22 protein-coding genes are annotated in these 18,952 nt (G+C 74.3%); 11 read left to right on the top strand and 11 right to left on the bottom strand.

Features of this window, described 5'->3' with window-relative positions; all coding sequences use genetic code 11:
• Nucleotides 1-61 precede the first annotated feature (61 nt).
• Nucleotides 62-1,063 carry an acyltransferase family protein gene (locus PT931_RS28690; RefSeq protein ID WP_456248824.1) on the top strand — a complete coding sequence of 334 codons (1,002 nt, stop codon included), beginning with the start codon at nucleotides 62-64 and terminating at the stop codon, nucleotides 1,061-1,063.
• Nucleotides 1,064-1,140: 77 nt separating this feature from the next.
• Here the strand turns inward: PT931_RS28690 and PT931_RS28685 are convergent, their stop codons facing one another.
• On the bottom strand, nucleotides 1,141-1,626 hold the full coding sequence (locus tag PT931_RS28685; protein ID WP_456248823.1) for a hypothetical protein: 486 nt from the start codon (nucleotides 1,624-1,626) through the stop codon (nucleotides 1,141-1,143).
• A gap of 158 nt (nucleotides 1,627-1,784) precedes the next feature.
• Here PT931_RS28685 and PT931_RS28680 point away from each other — a divergent pair, with 158 nt between their 5' ends.
• Complete coding sequence (locus PT931_RS28680; RefSeq protein WP_456248822.1) at nucleotides 1,785-2,453, top strand: PH domain-containing protein; 669 nt, start codon at nucleotides 1,785-1,787, stop codon at nucleotides 2,451-2,453.
• 205 nt (nucleotides 2,454-2,658) lie between these two features.
• Nucleotides 2,659-3,006, top strand: a complete 348-nt coding sequence (locus tag PT931_RS28675; RefSeq protein WP_363723525.1) for a hypothetical protein — start codon at nucleotides 2,659-2,661, stop codon at nucleotides 3,004-3,006.
• A 70-nt stretch (nucleotides 3,007-3,076) separates the two neighbouring features.
• On the opposite strand, the gene PT931_RS28670 is transcribed toward PT931_RS28675, so the two are convergent.
• The 8 genes from PT931_RS28670 to PT931_RS28635 all read right to left on the bottom strand — a co-directional run bounded on the left by PT931_RS28670 (nucleotide 3,077) and on the right by PT931_RS28635 (nucleotide 9,268).
• Entirely contained in the window at nucleotides 3,077-3,898 is an 822-nt protein-coding gene (locus PT931_RS28670) for a M48 family metallopeptidase (protein WP_456248821.1), read from the bottom strand.
• A 38-nt stretch (nucleotides 3,899-3,936) separates the two neighbouring features.
• The gene (locus PT931_RS28665; protein ID WP_456248820.1) at nucleotides 3,937-4,575 is read right to left on the bottom strand and encodes an HAD family hydrolase; all 639 of its coding nucleotides are present in this window, start codon (nucleotides 4,573-4,575) and stop codon (nucleotides 3,937-3,939) included.
• 289 nt (nucleotides 4,576-4,864) lie between these two features.
• On the bottom strand, nucleotides 4,865-5,011 hold the full coding sequence (locus PT931_RS28660) for a hypothetical protein (RefSeq protein ID WP_456248819.1): 147 nt from the start codon (nucleotides 5,009-5,011) through the stop codon (nucleotides 4,865-4,867).
• A gap of 77 nt (nucleotides 5,012-5,088) precedes the next feature.
• The gene (locus PT931_RS28655; RefSeq protein WP_456248818.1) at nucleotides 5,089-5,541 is read right to left on the bottom strand and encodes a S26 family signal peptidase; all 453 of its coding nucleotides are present in this window, start codon (nucleotides 5,539-5,541) and stop codon (nucleotides 5,089-5,091) included.
• A 3-nt stretch (nucleotides 5,542-5,544) separates the two neighbouring features.
• On the bottom strand, nucleotides 5,545-7,380 hold the full coding sequence (locus PT931_RS28650; RefSeq protein WP_456248817.1) for an ABC transporter ATP-binding protein: 1,836 nt from the start codon (nucleotides 7,378-7,380) through the stop codon (nucleotides 5,545-5,547).
• Entirely contained in the window at nucleotides 7,377-7,898 is a 522-nt protein-coding gene (locus tag PT931_RS28645; protein ID WP_456248816.1) for a hypothetical protein, read from the bottom strand. The genes PT931_RS28650 and PT931_RS28645 overlap by 4 nt, the downstream gene beginning before the upstream one ends.
• Before the next feature lie 40 nt (nucleotides 7,899-7,938).
• Complete coding sequence (locus tag PT931_RS28640) at nucleotides 7,939-8,481, bottom strand: MauE/DoxX family redox-associated membrane protein (RefSeq protein WP_456248815.1); 543 nt, start codon at nucleotides 8,479-8,481, stop codon at nucleotides 7,939-7,941.
• A 145-nt stretch (nucleotides 8,482-8,626) separates the two neighbouring features.
• Nucleotides 8,627-9,268, bottom strand: coding sequence for an HD domain-containing protein (locus PT931_RS28635; RefSeq protein WP_456248814.1), 642 nt, complete (start codon nucleotides 9,266-9,268; stop codon nucleotides 8,627-8,629).
• A 334-nt stretch (nucleotides 9,269-9,602) separates the two neighbouring features.
• Here PT931_RS28635 and PT931_RS28630 point away from each other — a divergent pair, with 334 nt between their 5' ends.
• From PT931_RS28630 to yidD, 8 genes are all read left to right on the top strand, one after another.
• Nucleotides 9,603-10,607 carry a glycosyl hydrolase gene (locus PT931_RS28630; protein ID WP_456248813.1) on the top strand — a complete coding sequence of 335 codons (1,005 nt, stop codon included), beginning with the start codon at nucleotides 9,603-9,605 and terminating at the stop codon, nucleotides 10,605-10,607.
• Nucleotides 10,608-10,773: 166 nt separating this feature from the next.
• Nucleotides 10,774-11,577, top strand: a complete 804-nt coding sequence (locus PT931_RS28625; RefSeq protein WP_456248812.1) for a Cof-type HAD-IIB family hydrolase — start codon at nucleotides 10,774-10,776, stop codon at nucleotides 11,575-11,577.
• Nucleotides 11,574-12,563 (top strand): Gfo/Idh/MocA family protein, encoded by a 990-nt coding sequence (locus tag PT931_RS28620; RefSeq protein ID WP_456248811.1) that lies wholly within the window; start codon nucleotides 11,574-11,576, stop codon nucleotides 12,561-12,563. The genes PT931_RS28625 and PT931_RS28620 overlap by 4 nt, the downstream gene beginning before the upstream one ends.
• The gene (locus tag PT931_RS28615; RefSeq protein WP_456248810.1) at nucleotides 12,560-13,468 is read left to right on the top strand and encodes an MBL fold metallo-hydrolase; all 909 of its coding nucleotides are present in this window, start codon (nucleotides 12,560-12,562) and stop codon (nucleotides 13,466-13,468) included. The genes PT931_RS28620 and PT931_RS28615 overlap by 4 nt, the downstream gene beginning before the upstream one ends.
• Nucleotides 13,469-13,521: 53 nt before the next feature.
• Complete coding sequence (locus PT931_RS28610; RefSeq protein ID WP_456248809.1) at nucleotides 13,522-14,748, top strand: serine hydrolase domain-containing protein; 1,227 nt, start codon at nucleotides 13,522-13,524, stop codon at nucleotides 14,746-14,748.
• A 62-nt stretch (nucleotides 14,749-14,810) separates the two neighbouring features.
• Complete coding sequence (locus PT931_RS28605; RefSeq protein WP_456248808.1) at nucleotides 14,811-16,010, top strand: sensor histidine kinase; 1,200 nt, start codon at nucleotides 14,811-14,813, stop codon at nucleotides 16,008-16,010.
• 11 nt (nucleotides 16,011-16,021) lie between these two features.
• Nucleotides 16,022-16,654 carry a response regulator gene (locus tag PT931_RS28600; protein WP_456248997.1) on the top strand — a complete coding sequence of 211 codons (633 nt, stop codon included), beginning with the start codon at nucleotides 16,022-16,024 and terminating at the stop codon, nucleotides 16,652-16,654.
• Nucleotides 16,655-16,827: 173 nt separating this feature from the next.
• Nucleotides 16,828-17,568: a membrane protein insertion efficiency factor YidD gene (yidD, locus tag PT931_RS28595; protein WP_456248807.1), complete on the top strand. Its 741-nt coding sequence runs from the start codon at nucleotides 16,828-16,830 to the stop codon at nucleotides 17,566-17,568.
• On the opposite strand, the gene thpR is transcribed toward yidD, so the two are convergent.
• Nucleotides 17,507-18,001, bottom strand: a complete 495-nt coding sequence (gene thpR / locus PT931_RS28590) for an RNA 2',3'-cyclic phosphodiesterase (RefSeq protein WP_456248806.1) — start codon at nucleotides 17,999-18,001, stop codon at nucleotides 17,507-17,509. The genes yidD and thpR overlap by 62 nt on opposite strands.
• A gap of 2 nt (nucleotides 18,002-18,003) precedes the next feature.
• Nucleotides 18,004-18,909: an NAD-dependent epimerase/dehydratase family protein gene (locus PT931_RS28585; RefSeq protein ID WP_456248805.1), complete on the bottom strand. Its 906-nt coding sequence runs from the start codon at nucleotides 18,907-18,909 to the stop codon at nucleotides 18,004-18,006.
• Between the last annotated feature and the right edge of the window lie 43 nt (nucleotides 18,910-18,952).

Raw genomic sequence — 18,952 nt, 5'->3', positions numbered from 1 at the left:
CCTTACCCGATGTTGACCTTGTTCCTAGTTTGCGCCCAGGTTCGGCGGGCACGGTGCGGGTATGCGTTCAGGATATGTCGACCTGTTGCGCGCGGCCGCGCTCACGCGGGTGGTGCTGTACCACAGCATGGGCTGGGCCTGGCTCACCGTCGCCTTCCCGGCGATGGGCATGATGTTCGCCCTGGCCGGGGCCCTGACCGCCGCGTCGCTGGACCGCGCCCCCACCGGGGCGGTGCTCGGCCGCCGGCTCCGTCGGCTGCTGCCCCCGGTGTGGGCGCTCGCCGCCGTCGGGGTGACCGTGATGGTGTTCGGCGGCGAGTCGGCCTGGTCGCTGCTCTGGTGGCTGCTCCCGCTGCGCGACCCGCACGTCGCGGGCGTGCTGGCCCCGGCCCTGAGCATGATCTGGTACATCCGGGTGTACCTGTGGTTCCTGCTGCTCTCCCCCGTCCTGCTCCGGGTCCTGCGCCGGTACCCGGTGCCGACCCTGCTCACACCGTTCGCGCTGCTCCTGGTGTTCTCCGCGATCGGCGCGCGGGGCGGGTCCGTCCCGTCGGAACTGTGGGACGTCGCCCTGTACGGCACCTGCTGGCTGCTCGGCTTCGCCCACCACGACGGGCTGCTGCGCGCGGTACCCCGGAAGGCGTTCTTCGCCCTGGCCGGGGTGCTCGCGGCGGCCGGGCTCTGCTGGATCGCCACCCACCCCGGGCCCCGGGGCTTCGACCTCAACGACATCCCGGTCGGCAACGTGCTGTGGTCGGCGGCCGTGGTGCTGCTGATGTTCCGCGTCGCCCCGCGCGCCGACCCGCTGCGGGACCGGCCGCGCCTCGCCGGGGTCGTCGGGTTCCTCAACCGCCGGGCCATGACCGTGTACCTGTGGCACCAGATGGCCATTCTGGGCACGTTGTCCCTGGCCGCGGCGGTGGGGGTCACGTTGGACCGGGCCGAGGTGCTGGCGCTGGTGCTCGCTCTGCTGGCGGGGGCGGTGGTGGTGTTCGGGTGGGTCGAGGATGTCGCGGCCCGTCGACCGGTGCGGCTGCCACTGCCGGCCCTGGCGACCCGCTGACCCTCGGGCCCCGGCCACCATCCGAGGTGCCTCCCGGAGCCCCGGCCACCATCCGTGCGGCGGCCGGGGCTGTCGCGCTACTCCGGGCGGGTCCAGTCCATCACCCAGTTGACCTGCCACGTCACACCGTCGTCATAGGAGAACGCCTGCTCCCAGCGCGCGACGGCCGGCGACGGGTTGCGGTACTCGAACCGGACCCCCACCTTCTCGTCGCCCACCACGTCCTCGGCGAAGAACCGGCCCACCCCGTCGGTGAACCGCCCCTCGACGGGGACGTCCAGCTGCCCGGGCTGCGCGGTGGAACCCCACCAGATCCGCCACAGCCGGGTCGCCGGGTCGTACAGCCGCAGCGAGAAGCCCTCGAACGGGCCCCGGCCGGGCAGGTCCGCCACCCGGAACGTGTCGAGGTTGCCCAGCCCGCCGAGCAGGTGGACGCCCTCCGTCGTCGCGTCGAACTCGACCCAGTCGGCGCAGGTCCGGTCGGTCAGGTCGGTCAGCTTGCGGTTCCGGATCAGCCACCCGCCGACGATGAAGTCGAAGTCCGTGCGCCCGTCGTCCGTCATGTCCTATCCCCCTCGTGAGAAACCGTGCCCGGAGCATGCCCGCACTCCCCTGACACCTTCGGTCAGGGGAGCCCCCGGGTTCCCCGAATGCCGCCGGAGTTGTCGGCTTCGCCCCGGTAGGCGGGGCGGATGTGTAACACCTCCCCGGGCGGGTACCGATGTCCCAGCATCACGTCGACTCACCGACCAGGAAGGACACCACCCTGCCCGCCATCGGCCTGCCCCTGCCGCGCGCCCGCCCCGTCGCGGTACCCTCCCGGCTCCGGGCCCGACCGGCGCCGCCCCGCACCGCCACGGTCCCGGAACCCGCGCCCGCCGTACCCGTCGCACCGCCGTCCCGCCCCGCCGACCCGGAGGAGCCAGCCATGGTCGCGACTCCCCCGGCCCGGGACCGGGCGGAGGTCGTCGCCCGGCCGTGGTTCGCGCGCCTGGTCACCCGGATCGCCGCGTGCGCCCTGGCCGGCGCGGCCGTGCTGGCCGGCATCGGCTGGGACGAGTACGGACAGCCGTCGTTGTCGGCGGGCCACCTCGCGTGGTCGGCGACCGGCGCGGCGCTCGCCGTCGGGGTCGGCTACCTCGGCGCGCGGCCCCGGGTGCAGGTCGACCCGGCCGGCGTCCTCGTCGTCAACGTGGTCGGCGCGCGGCGGCTGCCCTGGTCGGAGATCCGCGCCGTCCGGTACGAGGGCACCCGGTGCGCCCGGCTGGACACGGTCACCGGGGAGCTGGTCCGGATGGACGCGGTCCGGGCGGTGGACCGCGAGTACGCCGACGACGCCGTCACCCGGCTCCGCCAGCTGCTGGCGGCGCACCGGGCACGGGGGAGATAGGGCCCGCGTCGTGGCGTCCGCAACGCGCGGCCCGCGTTCCCGCCCGACCCGGGCGCACGCGACCCCGCCGGTCCGGGGTCGCAGGATCCCCGCCGGCCCCGGGTCGCAGGATCCCCGCGCGGCGGTGGGTCCCCCGCGGGGCGCGGGCGTCGTAGAGTGCGACTGCGGGTGTAGTCGTCGCCCGCCGCGTGGGGAGGGTGACACCGTGACCGACGAGTCCGGGCCGACAGGCCGTGATTTGCTCGAACAGTGGCTGCGGGCGCTGACCATCCTCGGGGACGCGTCGCTGACCACCCAGGAGCGCCTCGACCTGATCACCGTGGTCAACCCGCCCGAGCAGCTGGACCTGCGGATCTCCACGCCGCTGCCGCAGGTGGACGTCGCGGCGATCCAGGAGGCGTTCGGGCGCGCGGCGTCGTTGCACAGCCGCAAGACGAGCGTGCACATCCTGGTGGAGAACCAGTTGATCGCGTGGCTGGGCGAGGCCACGGACTCCACCCGCGAGCAGGTGCTGCAACGGCTGGCGCTGAGCCTGGACGAGGCGCTGCCCTAGCGCCCGGCCCGGGAGGGTGCCCGGGCGACGCGCTCCGGCACGGGGCCCGCGCCCGGTGCCCACCCTGTGCCTAGAAGAACATCCGCCCCGGCCGGGTCCGGTCCCGCAGCGCCGCGAAGCGCTTGGTGTTCACCGGATGGCTGGCCAGCAGGTTGACGACGAAGACGAAGAACCCCCGGTCGGTGCGCGCCCGGTCGGCCATGGCGTCGAAGTCGACCTGCGGATACAGGTACTTGCCGGCCGCCAGCACCGTCATGCCGCGGTGCCCGCGCGGACAGACCGCGTACCCGTGGTTGTCGGCGGTGTACTCCTGCGACCGCGACAACGTGGCCCCCAGCGCGGGCACCATGTTCAGCACGGCGGTGCCCAGCTGCCGCCAGTAGGAGGCGTGCCCGGCGCGGACGTGGCCCAGCTCGTGGCCCGCGATGAACGCGAACGTGTCCGGGTCGCCGAGCCGGCCGCCGACCTCGAACAGGTCACTGTGGAACGCCAGGTACCGGCGGAAGCCGTGGCCGGACGCGAACGCGTTGATGACGCCGTTGCCGAGTACCACATAGGCGTCCGGGGTCTTCGCCAGTCCCATCGCCCGGGCGGCGTCGACGAGGATCCGGTGCGCGTCGGGAAACTGCGTCTCCGTGATCCGCACGCCGTTGACCCGCTGGGTCGCGTAGGTGCGGCCCCGGATGAAGTAGATCAGGAACGGCAGGCCGAAGACCGTGGCCGCGAGGCTCTCGTCGAGTTGGACGCCCTGGACCAGCAGCACGAACAGCACGCACAGCGCGCCGATGGAGACCACGACCCCGATGACCACCATCGGGATCTCCCACGGGTGCCGGTGGGGACGGGGGATGTCGTACTCGAGGTGCGCCCCGGACGGGCTCGGGTCGGACATCCGGCACTCCTGACCGCTATGTGGCTGTTCACGCCAGATTAGCGAGTTTGTCGGAGCAGCTCCGGCAGTTCCCGCATGTCGCCGAACAGCACCGTGCCCGGCCCGGCCAACGCGGCGGCGGGCGTGACGCCGCCGGTGTAGCCGAGGGAGCGCATCCCGGCCGCCCGCGCCGCCTGCACCCCGTACCGGCTGTCCTCCACGACCACGCACCGCCCGGGTTCGACGCCCATCGCCGCGGCGGCGTGCAGGAACAGGTCCGGGGCGGGCTTGCCGTGCGCGACCTCGGTGGCGCTGAAGATCCGACCCTCGAAGCGGGGGTACAGCCCGGTCCGGCCGAGCGTCAGCCGGAGCTTCTCGTGCGTGCCGCTGGACGCGACGCAGCTCGGCAGGGTGATCGCGTCGAGCGCCGCCACGATGCCCTCGACCGGCAGCACCGTCTCCAGCCCCGCCCGGTGCAGGGCGTCGAACCGGGCCGCCCACGCGTCGGCGCGCTCGACGCCGAGCTGGGCGACGACCTGGTCCTGGATCGCGGTGTGCGACCGGCCCACGAACCGGGCGATGATCTCGTCGTCGGTGAGCGGCCAGCCGAACTCGGCGAGGGAGACGGCGTTGGCCCGCAGCGCGAGGGGTTCGCTGTCGACGAGCACCCCGTCGCAGTCGAAAATCACAAGATCCACATCCGCACGGTACCGGATACCGGCAGCGCTCCGGCGCATCGCCCGCGCGGCACCCGACCGGTGGTTCACACGACTCGCCCGCCGATCGCCCGTTCGACACACGGTCGCGCCCGCCGCGCCGGCCGCTCACGGCGCCGTTGCCCGCCACCCAGGCCCAGTCCCCGACCGCGCCGCCGCCTTGCCCGCCGCCCCGGTGCCCGGCGCCCATCGCTCACGATGCCGCCGTCCACGATGCCCGCGCCCGTACGGAACAGGCCCGGCGCTCCGCGCCGGGCCTGTCGTCAGCGCACTAGCAACACGGGCGCTTGCCGGAGTTGTGCGAGGCCCAGTAGACCCCGTCGCCGCCGCATCCGGGCACGCAGCGACCCTTCGCCGGGGCGGCCTTCGCGGTGGCGGTGGGCAGGACCAGCTTGAGCACGCGGTCGATGATCTTCATTGGGCGACCTCCATAGTGGATCTTCCGATGTGTGAAAGAGTCTCCCCTTTGCATCGATCATCGTCAATGCCAATCCTTCACAGCCTTCGGAGAACCACGCCCCGGACCCGCCCGACCGCGACAAACCCCTCCTGCCGGGAGTCGTAGCTCTGCCCCGGGTTGTCCCCCACGACCACCATCCGGCCCGCACCGACGACCGTCCCCGCCGCGTCCGCGAGCGCCGGCCCCAGGCCCGGCGGAACCGGATCACCCGGCCCCGCCACCAGCCGCTTCACCAGCCACAGCCGCCCGGCCGCCCGGATCCGCCCGCGACGCCCCGCGAAGGTCCCCGGTTCGGCCGGCGGCGCGAGCACGATCACCCGCCCGGCGGCCACCCCTGCCGGCCGGACCCGCCGGACCAGCACCCGGTCGCCGTCCTCGTACGTCGGGGACATGCTCGCGCCCTCCACCGTCACCACGACGAACGCGCGCCGCACCCACAGCGCCCCGCCGAGGGCGAGCACCCCGACGCCGGCCAGGACCCACCACATCTCTCACACCCCCTGGTTCTGGTACCCGGCGGCCTGGAGGCCGAACAGGCGCGCGTACACCCCGCCGGCCGCGACCAGCGCGTCGTGGCCGCCCCGCTCGACGATCCGGCCCTCGGACAGCACCACGATCAGGCCGGCGTCGCGGACCGCGCCCAGCCGGTGGGAGATGAGCAGGCTGGTCAGGCCGGTGCGCCGGGACCGCAGCCGGGTGTGGATCTCGTGCTCGGCCTCCGCGTCCAGGCCCGCGCTGGGCTCGTCGAGGATCACCAGGTCCCGGTGCTCGCGGAGGAACGCGCGGGCGATGGCGATCCGCTGCCGCTGCCCCCCGGACGGGTTCACCCCGGCCTGCGGGGCCGCCGCCGCCGGATCGTTGTGGTAGCGGCGACTGAGCATGGTGCCGTACCCGTCGGGGAGGTTCGCCAGGGTCTCGTGCACGCCCGCCCGGTCGGCGGCGGCCTCGATCCGGGCCGGGTCACCCAGGGCCGTCAGGTCGCCGACGGCGATGTTCTCGGCGGCGGTCATCTCGTAGTTGACGTAGTCCTGGAACACGGCGCTGATCCGGGACCGCAGGACGCCCGGGTCCACGTCGCGGATGTCCACCCCGTCCCAGAGCACCGCGCCCCGGGTGGGGTCGTACAGCCGGCACAGCAGCTTGACGACCGTGGACTTGCCCGCGCCGTTCAGCCCGGCCAGCGCCACCGTCTCGCCGTGCGGGATGGTGAGGTCCACGCCGCGCAGTACCCACGGATGGTCGTCGGAGTAGCGGAACCACACGTCCCGCAGCTCGATCCCGGACCGCAACGCGGGCAGCGCGGCCGGGGTCTCCGCGACCGGCAGGTCGGGGCCGGCCCGCAGCACCGTCACGTAGTGCTCGAACAGCAGCAGCGCCTGGTGCGCGGTGGCGACCTGCTGGGCCACGGCGGCCATCGCGGCCTGCACCCCGACGACGCCGGCGATGAACAGCGCGATGTCGCCGACCGTGTGCTGGCCGCCCTGCGCGGCCCGGGCCACCCAGACCAGGCCGGCCCCGGCGACGACGGCGGAGAACAGCCCGAGACCGGCCTGGGTGGCCAGCTCCCGGCGGTCCATCCGGTGCTGGGCGGCGTTGGCCCCGCGCCGCTCCAGCAGCATCCGGCCCCTCAGGAAGGCGCCGAGGCCGAACAGCCGGACCTCCTTGGCGGCCCGCTCGGTGGCGAGCATGTCGCGGTAGAACAGCTCCCGGCGCTCGGCCGGCGTGATCTCCCAGTTGGTCCACGCCCGCTGCCGGCTCAGGACCAGCTCGGCGGCGAGGACCGGGCAGCCCGACGCGAGCACGACGACGGCCATCACGGGGCTGACCACCCACAGCGAGCCGAGGAACCCGGCCACGGTGACCAGCCCGCCGAGCACGCCGAACGCGCCGTCCACCACCCGGTTCGGGCCCCGGCCGCCGGACTCGTCGGCGAGTTCGAGCCGGTCCAGGAACGCGGGGTCCTCGAACCGGGCCAGGCCGGTGATCCGGTCCACGGCGGCGAACAGCCGTTCCTTGGCGACGAGCGCGACGGCCCGCTCCATCTCGTTGCGCAGGTACCGCAGCGCCGCCGGGACCGTCGCCGCGAACAGTCCGACGACCGCGAGCGCGACGACCTGGCCCGTCCACGCCGGCGTGATCCCGCCGGCCAGCCCGTCGACCACGGCCCGGGTCAGCCAGGCCGTGAGGACGGGCACGCCCGCCGCGACGAGGGTGCCGGCGACGTAGCCCGCCAGGGAACCGGGGGCCGCGCGCAGGGTGAGGCCGACGGCGCTACCGATCCGCGCGAGCACCTCGGCGGGCGACAGTCCGATGCGTCGGTCGGTCATGCCGGGGTCGCGACCTCGTGCCCGTACCCGTGGGCGACGACCGTCTGGCCCACGCCCAGCCGGCAGAACGCCGGGGTCGCCTCCACGTGGAACGCGCGCGCGACGGGGCCCCGGCGGCGCTCGACGACGACCCGGGCGGCCGGGGCGAGCACGGCCACCATCTCGTGGGACTCGTCGTCCTCGCGGACCACGCCGAGCGCCAGGCCCGGTCCGCGCCGGGCTGCCTCGGCGGCGAACAGCGGCAGGTGCGAGTGGCAGGTCTCGCACTGCGGGTCGAAGAAGCCGACCATCGTGCCCTCGGCCAGGCTCTCGCGGGTCAGCTCCTCGCCGTCGACCGTCACGGCCGCGAACGCGTCGATCCGCTCGCCGAGCGGCAGCATCGGCTCGGGCGCGCCCTGTTCGAGGGTGGCGAGGCGCTGGTCGTGGTCCCGCAGCCGCCGGACCAGGCCGATCGTGAGGGTCACGTTCAGCAGGACCAGCACGGTGAGCAGGGCGACCAGGGAGATCAGGAGCGGCATGGGTGTCCTCCGGGCGGGGGTGGGCGGGCGGTGGGACCGGTCAGCGGCCCCGGGAGGCCGGGGTCGGCCGGAAGAGTCCCCGGATGTCGTCCATGACGGTCACCAGGCCGCCGACGACCAGCCCGGCGACGGCCGCGACCAGCGCCTCGCCCAGCCTGAGCGACCCGCCGGACAGCACCGCGGCTCCGCCGGCGGCGGCGACGGCCACGAGCAGGAGATTGCGCACGACGTGGGCCGGCCCGAGCGGCACAGTGGACGCCCCGAAGCACCGGCAGGTGGTACGGGTCCCCCGCCGCACCGTCAGCGCGATCCCGCCCGCGAAGGCGAGCAGCAGCCCGGCCGCCACCGCGAACCCGGCGAGCGCCGTGGCCACCGTGGGGACCGCGACGAGGACGACGATCGCGGCCTCGGCCGCCACGACCACCGCCGCCACCGGCGCGACCAGGCCCGGGGGCAGCAGCAGCATCCGGCGCACCGAGCGCACGAACGCCCCGTACGCGGCCGGACCGGTGACCTTCGTGGACACCGAGGCCAGGAACACGACACCGAGCAGGCAGCGGGCGGCCAGCGCGAGGTACTGCATCGTCACCTCCCGAGCCGTGGTCCACGGGGCGCGGACGCACGCGGTGACGGGAGTATACGCACAAACATCCGCCAAGATCGATAGGTAGGTTCATCGATGCGACGGATCACCGGCGGCCCGGCGGGGTCGACCGGGCCGCCCCCGCTCAGCCCTCCAGGGCCCCCAGCTCCGTCGCCAGGTTCCGGCGCGCGTCGGCCTCCCAACGCTCCCGGCCGAGCGGCGTCCGGAACAGGGCCGGCAGGTCGCGCAGGTCCATCAGCACCGCGGACCGCCCGGCCCGGAACACCAGGTCGGGCACGAACGCGTACTCCTCGCGGACCGCCGCCGCGTACGCCGCGTACGCCGCCGGGGCGCCGGCCAGCACCGCCAGGTCCGCGTCGCAGAGCACCTCGCCGTTGGTGTCGCCGGGGGCCGGGTCGTGGGTGACGGTGAGCCGGACGAGCCGGGCGACCTCGGCGGTGACCGCGTCGGGCACCCCCGCCTCGGGCAGCGCGAGCTCGGCGAGCCGGGCGCTGCGCTCCTCGTTGCCGGACTGTTCGGGCCGGTAGACGGCGTCGTGGAACCAGGCGGCGAGCCGGACCGCGTCGGGGTCGGCGGCGTGCCCGGCCAGGTCGTCGATCCGATCCAGGACGGCCGCGAGGTGGTCGGCGGTGTGGTACCTGCGCTGGGGCTCGGCCCACCGGGTCAGCAGGTCCGCCCCGTACGGACCGGGGTCGGGCGCGCCGGGCCCCTGGTGGCGGCGGAGAGTCTCGGACCAACGGGTGAGCAGCGCGTCGCGGGTGACCATGCCGCCCATTGTGCGGGAATTGCGCCACCCCATTTCCGGTATTCATCCGGTTTTGTCAATGTGACTGAGAGCAGCGTCACACCGTCGATCTCCCGAGGGCCCTGAGCTGCGGAGATACGGAAGTGACCACGCACCGGCATCCTTGCGTCACGGACCGTCGAGAAACTACTGAGAGTAGCCAAATCCGCGCAAAACTGATCTGGTCATCGACCGTCCGTGATCGGTACCGTCGCGGTCTCAGCAACCCCAAACCCTCGCTGAGCTGCACAAAGGACCGACACAGATGCGCCAGACCCCTCGCATCGGTGCCCGAATCGCAGTGGGACTGACAGTAGTGGCACTCTGCCTCGCGTCGGCCACCACCGCGACGGCCGCCGCGCCCCGCGACTGCACTCCCGACAAGCTCCTCGTGAATCCGTGCCGCCCCCTGCTGGGCGCCCGGGCGACCGGATACACCCAGGTCTCCGCCTCGGAGAAGGCCCAGATCGAGTTCCACGAGCAGCGGATCGGCCGCAAGCTCGACGTCGCGCACACCTTCTCGCCGGGCGGCAGCCTGCCGCTGACGAACGCGGACGTGCGCGCCCTGGCCCTGCGGGACGGGACGACCCTCTTCCAGAACTGGAAGGCCGCCGACGTCTGGAAGGACGCGGGCGGCGGCAACGCCACCGTCAACGCCCGGATCGACAAGGCCGCCGACAACATCAAGAAGCTGGGCTCGAAGAAGATCTTCCTGACCCTGCACCACGAGCCCGAGAACGACGTCACCAGCGCGCCGGGCACCAACTGCAAGACCAAGGCCGACGCCATCGGGGGTACGCCCGCCGAGTACCGCCAGATGTGGAAGAACGTCCGGACCCGCTTCGACGCCAAGGGTGTCAGCAACGTCATCTGGGTCATGGACTACATGAACTACCCGACCTGGGACTGCCTGGTGCCGCTCATGTACCCGGGTGACCAGTACGTCGACTGGGTCATGTTCAACGCGTACGGCGCGAGCTGGAACCCCAACTTCGTCGCCAACGTCGACCGGTTCCAGAAGATCCTGGAGAAGAACACGGCCCCCGGGCGCAGCTACACCTCCAAGCCGTGGGGCATCGTCGAGTGGGGCATCACGCACTCGACGGCCGCCGAGGCCCGCTCGTACTTCCAGCAGGCCACCGCCGCCCTCGACGCCAACCGGTTCCCGAACCTCAAGATGTACATGATCTTCGACTCGCCCGGCTACGAGCCGTTCCCGGGCCTGCGGATCCGGTACGACGACTCCGGCAAGACGGACATGCAGGAGGAGAACCTCTACAAGAAGTTCGCCAACCACCCGAGCCTGACCGCCGGCCTCTGAGTCGACGGGCCGGCCGACCGTCCGCCCGTCCCGCCCGGCGGACCGACACCGACCGACCGCTCCACCGCGTGCCCCGAGCCCCTTCCCGGCCCGGGGCACGCGTCCGTCTGTCAGGACGCCCGGCAGGAGCCCACCCGGCCCCGGAACCCGCGTGCGATCATGACGGATGCGCCTGATCGCGACCGACCTCGACGGCACCCTCCTCCGCTCCGGCGGCGTCCTGTCCGACCGGACCGCCGACGCCCTGCGCCTGGCCCGCCGGTCCGGGGCGACCGTCGTGGTCGTCACCGCCCGACCGCCCCGCTTCACCGACGCGTACGCCGGCCTCGTCGACCTGGCCGTCTGCGGCAACGGCGCCGTGGTGTACGACCCCGCCGCCGGCCGGATCCTGAGCAGCAACTGCCTGGACGCCCCCACCGCGCGCAAGGTGGCCGACACCCTCCGCGCCGCCCTGCCCGGGGCCGGCTGCGCCGTGGAGACCGGGCACCGGGTGTTCCTGGAGCCGGCGTTCACCTGGCGGTGCGCGGCCGACACGGCGGCCTGCTGCGAGGACGAGATCCAGGTCGAGGTCGCCTCGTTCGAGGAGGCCCTCGACCGCGCCGAGCGGATCACCAAGATTCTCGTGCACCACCCGACGATGCAGGTCGACGCGATGCTGGCCACCGCCCGCGAGGTGGTCGGCCGGCAGGCCGAGGTCACCCACTCCGGGGGTCCGGGACTCCTGGAGGTCTGCGCCGCCGGGGTCACCAAGGCCAGCACCGTCGCCGCGGTGTGCGCCGAACGGGGCATCCCGGCCGCCGACGTGATCGCGTTCGGGGACGCGCCCAACGACCTGTCGGTGCTGCGGTGGGCCGGGACCGGGTACGCGATGGGCAACGCGCACCCCGACGTCCTCGCCGCCGTCGGGCACCGGACCGTGACCAACAACGAGGACGGCGTCGCCGTCGTCCTGGAGAGGCTGTTCGCATGAGCTCGAAGATCCGCTGGGGCATCCTCGCGACGGGCGGCATCGCCGCGACCTTCACCGAGGACCTGCTCACCCTGCCCGACGCCGAGGTGGTGGCCGTCGGGTCCCGCTCGGTGGAGTCCGCGCGGGCGTTCGCCGACCGGTACGGCATCCCGCGCGCCCACGGCACCTGGGCCGACCTGGCCGCCGACCCGGACGTGGACATCATCTACGTGGCCACCCCGCACCACGCGCACCGCGAGGCCACCGCCCTGTGCCTGGAGGCCGGCAAGCCGGTGCTGTGCGAGAAGGCGTTCACCCTGAACGAGCCCGACGCGCGGTACCTGGTCGATCTCGCCGGGAAGCGGGGCCTCTTCCTGATGGAGGCCATGTGGATGCGGTGCAACCCGGCCATCCTGAAGCTCGCGGAGCTGGTGGCAGACGGCGCGATCGGCGACGTGCGCACCGTGCAGGCCGACTTCGGGCTGGCCGGCCCGTTCCCCGCCGACGGCCGGATGCGCGACCCGAACCTGGGCGGCGGAGCGCTGCTGGACCTGGGCGTGTACCCGATCGCGTTCGCGCAGCTGCTGCTCGGCGCGCCGGACAGCGTCGCGGCGCACGCGCTGCTCACCCCGGAGGGCGTGGACGCCAACACGGGCATGCTGTTCGGGTACGACTCCGGGGCGAACGCCACCCTGACCTGCTCGATCACGAGCGACACGGCCGCGCGGGCGTACGTGGCCGGGCCCGGCGGCCGGTTCGAGCTGCCCCCGGTGTTCTTCCGCCCCGACCATTTCACCCTGCACCGGGAGGGCGCGGAGCCGGAGGAGTTCCGGGTCCCGTACCACGGGAACGGCATGGCGCACGAGGCGGTCGAGGCGATGCGCTGCCTGCGCGAGGGCCTCACGGAGAGCCCGCTGGTGCCGTGGCGCTCCACTCTGGACGTGATGGCCACGATGGACGAGATCCGCCGCCAGATCGGCGTCCGCTACCCCGGAGAGGACGCGTGACCGGCTACCGCGACCGGCTCACGGACCCGCTGCCGGGGCTCGGCACGATCCTCAAGGTGCTGCGCTCCGGCGGCCTGCGGCCCAAGGGCGAGGCGCTGGCCGACGTGCCGAACCTGCCGGTCCGCCGGGACGGTCTGCCGCCGCTGGCCGCCGGGGAGTCGTCGGTGACCTGGGTCGGGCACGCCTCCTACGTGGTGCGGACCCGCGGGCTGACCGTGCTCACCGATCCGGTGTGGTCGGACAAGATCCCGGCCGTGCCGAGGCGCTGGACCCCGCCCGGGGTCGACTGGGCGGACCTGCCGAGGATCGACGCGGTCGTGATCAGCCACAACCACTACGACCACCTCGACGCGCCGACCGTGAAGCGGCTGCCCCGGGACACGGCCGTGTTCGTGCCGATGGGCCTGCGGACCTGGTTCACGAAACGCGGCTTCACGAACGTCACGGAACTCGACTGGTACGAGCACGCGACGCTCGACGGCCTGCGCCTCGACTTCGTGCCCGCGCACCACTGGAGCCGGCGCACGCTCACCGACACGTGCCGGAGCCTGTGGGGCGGCTGGGTCCTCGACGGGCGGCTGTTCTTCGCCGGGGACACCGGATACGGGCGCTACTTCGGGGAGATCGGGGCCCGGTACCCCTCGTTGGATGTCGCCCTGATGCCCGTCGGGGCCTACGCGCCGCGCTGGATGATGAAGCCGGTGCACATGGATCCCGCCGACGCGGTGCGGGCGACCGCCGACCTGGGCGCGCGCCGGATGGCGACCATGCACTGGGGGACGTTCGGGCTGACCCGGGAGCCGGTCATGGAGCCGGTGCGGCGCGCGCGGGAGGCGTGGGCGGCGGCCGGCGGCGCGGCGGAGGACCTGTGGGACCTGGCGGTGGGCGAGTCGCGGATCTACTAGCGCCACGTGATCCCGGGTTCACGGAGCCGGCCCCCAACCCTTAGGTTGCCGGGATGACAGTTCACGGACACGCCGCCCCGGGCTTCGGGCAGGTCACCGACGCGTTCGCCCGCAACCTCGACGAGGGCCGGGAGGTCGGCGCGGCCCTGTCGGTGGTCCGCGACGGCGAGCTGGTCGTGGACCTGTGGGGCGGGTCCGCCGACCGCGACACCGGCCGGCCGTGGGCGCGCGACACCCTGCAACTCGTCTACTCCGGCACCAAGGCCCTCGTCGCCACCTGCGTCCTGATCCTGGTGGAGCGCGGCCGGATCACCCTGGAAGAGCCTGTTTCCGGGTACTGGCCGGAGTTCGCCGCCCGGGGCAAGTCCCACGTCACGGTGGCCGAGGTCCTGTCCCACCAGGCCCGGATGCCCGCACTCCACGCCCCGGTCACGCCCGCCGAGAGCCTCGACGGCCGGCGGATGGCCGCGCTGCTCGCCGCCCAGCCCCGGGAGACCGACCCGCGCGCGGACTTCCTGTACCACCCGCTGACCTTCGGCTGGCTCACCGCCGAACTGATCCGCCGGGTCGACGGCCGCGACCTGGGCGCGTTCTTCGCCGACGAGATCGCCGGGCCGCTCGGGCTGGACCTGTGGATCGGCCTGCCCGAGGAGCAGCACCACCGGATGTCCCGGATCTGCTACGCCCCGGACTGGTCGGACCCGCCCGCCGCCGGACCGGGCCCCGGTTCCGGGTCAGACCCTGCCGGCGGACCGGGTCCCGACAGCTCCGGCCGCACGGATCCCGGCGCGGCCCCGGCCCCGGCCACGGACCCGTTCGTCGCCTCCCTGGCCAACCCCGACGTGCTGCGCCCGGGCGACGAGTGGTTCTGGAACTCCCCCGCGCTGTGGCGGGCCGGGCTGCCCGGCGGGGGCGCGGCCGGCGACACCCGGTCGATGGCCCGGCTGTTCGGCTGCCTGGCCCTCGGCGGCACCCTGGACGGCGTCCGGATCCTGCGGCCGGAGACCCTGGCGCTGGGCCGCCGGGAGATCCGCCGGGGCCGGGAGCTGCTCGGCGGCACCGAACTCGCCTACGCCGCCGGGTACGCCCTGCCCACGGTGTCGCGCGACTTCGGTCCGCCGCGCGACGCGTTCGGGCACAACGGTTTCGGCGGCTCGTGCCACGCGGCCTGGCCGTCGCAGCGGCTGGGCGTGTCCTACGCCCCGAACCAGCTGTCCGCGCTGAGCCCGAACCCGACCCGCCCGCCGCTGGTCGACGCCCTCCACGCCGCCACCAGCTGACGGAGCGTCCCCGCGGCGCACGGTCGTCCGAGCCCGCCGCCCCCGTCTGGCAGGATCATGGGGTGCGCGGGCTCTGGGTACGGTGGATCTTCCTGATCATGGGCGGGGCGCTCCTGACCCCGTACGTGCTCCTCGGCCTGTTCGTCTCGACCCTGCTCATCGAGCTGCCGACCGACGGCCTGCTCATGCTCGGCGTCCAGCTGGTGGTCCTGTTCGGCTCCGTCCCCCTGATCATGGTCACGGCGTTCCTGCCGGCCGTCCGGGTGCTGGAGGGCGGGGCGGCGCACGCGCTCCTCGACGGCCCGCCGGACGTGGGGCCGCCGCGCGGCTGGGGCGACCGGTGGCGCACCGCGTGCTGGTTCGCCCTGCACCTGGTACTCGGCGGGATCGTCAGCGCGCTGACCCTGACCGTGCCGCCGGCCGCCGCCGTCCTGATCGGAGCGCCCGTCCTGTCCGGGGAGGGCCGGTCGCTCGTCGTGGGCGGCTACAACAGTGCCGAGTGGGGCACGGGTACCGCGCCGCTGGCCGGGATCGGCGCCCTCGCCGCGCTGGTGGCGCTCGTGGCCGGGGTCGGCGCGCTGATGGCCCGGCTCGCGCCGGTGTTCCTCGGGCCGTCCGCCGCCGACCGGCTCGCCGCCGCCGAGGAGCGCGCCCACCGGCTCGCCGAACGCAACCGGCTCGCCCGGGACCTGCACGACTCCGTGGGGCACACGCTCAGCGTCGTCACGCTCCAGGCGGGGGCGGCCGGCCGGGTGCTCGACCACGATCCGGCGTTCGCCCGGCGCGCGCTGTCGGCCATCGAGGAGTCGGCCCGGGCGGCGCTCACCGATCTCGACCATGTCCTCGGCCTGCTCCGCGAGGAGTCCGACGGGCCGGCCCCGACCGCGCCGACCCCGACCCTGGCGGCGCTGCCCGACCTGCTGGAACGGACCCGGGTCGGCGGGGTGCGGGTGCGCGCCGAGACGACCGGCGACCCGGAGGCGCTGCCGACCGTGGTGTCGCAGGCCGGGTACCGGATCGTGCAGGAGAGCCTGACCAACGCCCTGCGGCACGCCGGCCCCGTACCCGTCAGCGTGCGGGTGCACGCCGCCCCCGACGAACTGGAGATCACCGTGACCAACCCGTTCACCGGCCCCGCCGCGCCCTCGGGCGGCGGCCGGGGGCTGCCCGGCATCGTGGAGCGGGTCCGGACCCTGGGCGGCCGGGTGACGATCGGCCCCGAGGCCGGCGTGTGGCGGGTCGACGTGCGGCTGCCGCGGTGACGGCGGACGCGGTGACCACGGTCCTGATCGTCGACGACGAGGAACTGATCCGGGTCGGGCTGCGGGCCGTGGTCGACGCCGAACCGGAGCTGACCGTGGTCGGCGAGGCCGCCGACGGGGCCGACGCGCTGGACGCGGCGCGCCGGCTGCGCCCCGACGTGGTGCTGATGGACGTCCGGATGCCGGCCGTGGACGGGATCGCGGCCACCCGGCACATCCTGGACACGGTCCGGCCGGCCCCGAAGGTGGTGGTCCTGACCACGTTCGAGAACGACGACTACGTGTACGACGCGCTGCTGGCCGGCGCGCAGGGCTTCCTGCTCAAGCGGGCCCGCCCGGCGGAGATCGTGCAGGCGGTGCGGATCGTGGCCGCCGGGGACTCGCTGCTGTTCCCGGCCAAGGTGCGCGACCTGGCCACCCGCCGGACCCGGGAGCGGCGCGGGCTGGACCACGCGGGCCTCACCGAACGCGAGGAACAGGTCCTCCGGCTGATGGCGGAGGGCCTGTCCAACGCGGAGATCGCGGCGCGGCTGTTCGTGGGCGTGGAGACCGTGAAGACCCACGTCGGGAACATCCTGGTCAAGCTGGGGGTGCGGGACCGGACCCAGGCGGTGGTCGCCGCCTACTCCTCCGGCTTCGCCTGACCGACGCCGGCCCGAGTCCGGTGCCGGCGAGCCACGCGGTCCTCAGGGCGAGGTAGGGCGCCTCGCTCGGGGTGGCCCCGGGAGGCCTCCCGCCCGCGAGCGGTTCGGCTCCCCCGGGTGGGGACCCCGGGAGCCGCCATGGGGGTCGATGGAACGCGCGCTAGAGTCCCGCCATGAGATCTCGCTGGCTGTGGGCCGTGCTGGGTGCCCTCGGCGCGGTCGGGGTCGCCGCGCTGATGGTGCTGACCTGGGTGACCGGGTGGCGCCGGCACCCCGACTCCGGCCGGCTGGCCCCGCCGGACATCGACACCTCGCCGACACCCCCCGCGGTCCCGACGCCGTCGGTCGGCCCGACCCCGCACCGGGCGACCGGGGGCATGCCGGACGAGAGCTGGTCCTGCGACGACAGCTGCGCGGGCGAGGCGCTGGACTCCTGCGGCGAGGGCTGCTCGAACCAGGCGTCGAAGGCCTGCGACGACGTGGTCAACGACGCCTGCGGCGACCTCGGGGACTCCTGCAACGCGGGCGGCTGTGACTCGTCCGCCCAGTGCGGAGACGTCCAGGTCTGCTCGAACTCGGTCACCACCCTGTTCCACGGGCCGTGGCTGACCGCCGCGACACCCCCGCGACCCGGGCACGTCACCCTGGGTGCCCGCCTCGGCATCGGAGCCGTCCGGGGGTACCAGCGCTGGCTGTCCCCCCGCCTCGACAGCCACTGCCGCTACACTCCGACCTGCAGCTCCTACGGCATCGCGGCCCTGGAGGCGCACGGCCTGATCACCGGTAGCCGGCTCGCCGTGGCCCGGATCCGCCGGTGCACCGCCACGGTGCCGTGCGGCACGCCCGACCCGGTCAGCGCAGTGGCCAGCTGGCTACGTCCCGGTACGCGACGTCCGGACCCGGCAGGCTGCTGACCAGGGCGAGCCGGTCGATCGTGGACACCGGTCCGACGTAGCCCGCCAGGGCCGCCAGGGGCGCGTCCACCGGCCCGGACACCCGGCCGAGGGTGAGGTGCGCGCGGAACGGCCGTTCGTCGTAGTACACCCCGTACCGGTCGAGTTCGCGGCGCAGGGTCGCGGCCGGGCCGTCGAGGACCGGGGCGGCGAGACCCGCCCACAGCACGGTCGAGTCGCGCCCCGCGAAGCTGCCGCCGCCCGCCAACCGCAGGTCGAACGGGCCGGTCGCGGCGGCGGTCGCCTCCACCGCCGCCAGGGCCGGGGCCGGCGGCACCTCGCCGAGGAACGCGAGCGTCAGGTGCAGCGAGGCGCGCGGCGCCGGCCGGGGGCCCAGGTCGAGGCCCGCCGCGAAGGCCGACACGTGGTCGAGGGCCGCCGGCGACGGGTACACGGCTACGAAGAGGCGAACCCCTCGCGGTACGTCCGGTACGTCGGTTCCCATCCGAGCTCCCGCTTCGCCTTGGCGTTGGACACCCGCAGGTCCGAGCGGGTCATGATGGCCCCACCGTACGGGGCGACCAGGCGCAGCAGCCACCCGGGCAACCGGAGCGGCGCGGGCGCCCCGACGGCCTTCGCGGCGGCGGTGAACACGTCCGCCCAGGCCGCCGGCTCGTCGTCCACCAGGTTGTACGCCTCCCCCGCGCGCCCCTTCGTCACGGCCGCCACGGTCCCGGCCGCCGCGTCGGCCACGTGCACCCAGCCGGCCATCCCGCCGGCACGCGGCACCGGGATCTTCCGGCTCATCAGCATCGGGGTCAGCGCGTCGTCACCGCCGTAGAACAGCCCGTACCGCAACGCGATCCCCTCGATGCCCTCGGCCGCGAACACCTGCTCCTCCGTGGACCGGATCGCCGCCAGGTGCGGCCAGCACGGGGTGCCGTCGTCGCCCCCGAGCGGGGAGTCCTCGGTGACGGCGCCGACCGGGCCGAAGCCGTACGCGAAGACGATCGACTGGGTGAGGAACCGGTGCGCGCCCAGGACGCGGGCGGCGGCCAGCAGGTTCGCGGTGCCCTCGACGCGCAGCCGGTCGGTCATCGCCATGTCCGCGTGCCGCAGCGGGGGCTTCTTCAACGCGGTCAGCTCGTGCAGGACCACGTCGGCGGACAGGCCCTCGACCGCGCGGAGCAGGCCGGCGCGGTCGAGGGCGTCGGCGACGACCGGGGTCACGCCCAGCGCGGCCAGGCGCCGGGCGCCGGCGGCGTCGCGGGTGAGGCCGAGGACGCGGTGGCCGTCGTCGAGGAGCTGGCGGACCAGGGGACGGCCCAGGGTGCCCGTGGCACCGGCGAGAAAGATGTTCATGCGTACTGGACGGGACAGGCCCCGTGGATGTGACGGTGACGCC

The organism is Longispora urticae, assembly GCF_053902585.1.
The sequence above is the reverse complement of the archived record's forward strand: the minus strand, read 5'-3'. Positions and strand labels throughout refer to the sequence as shown.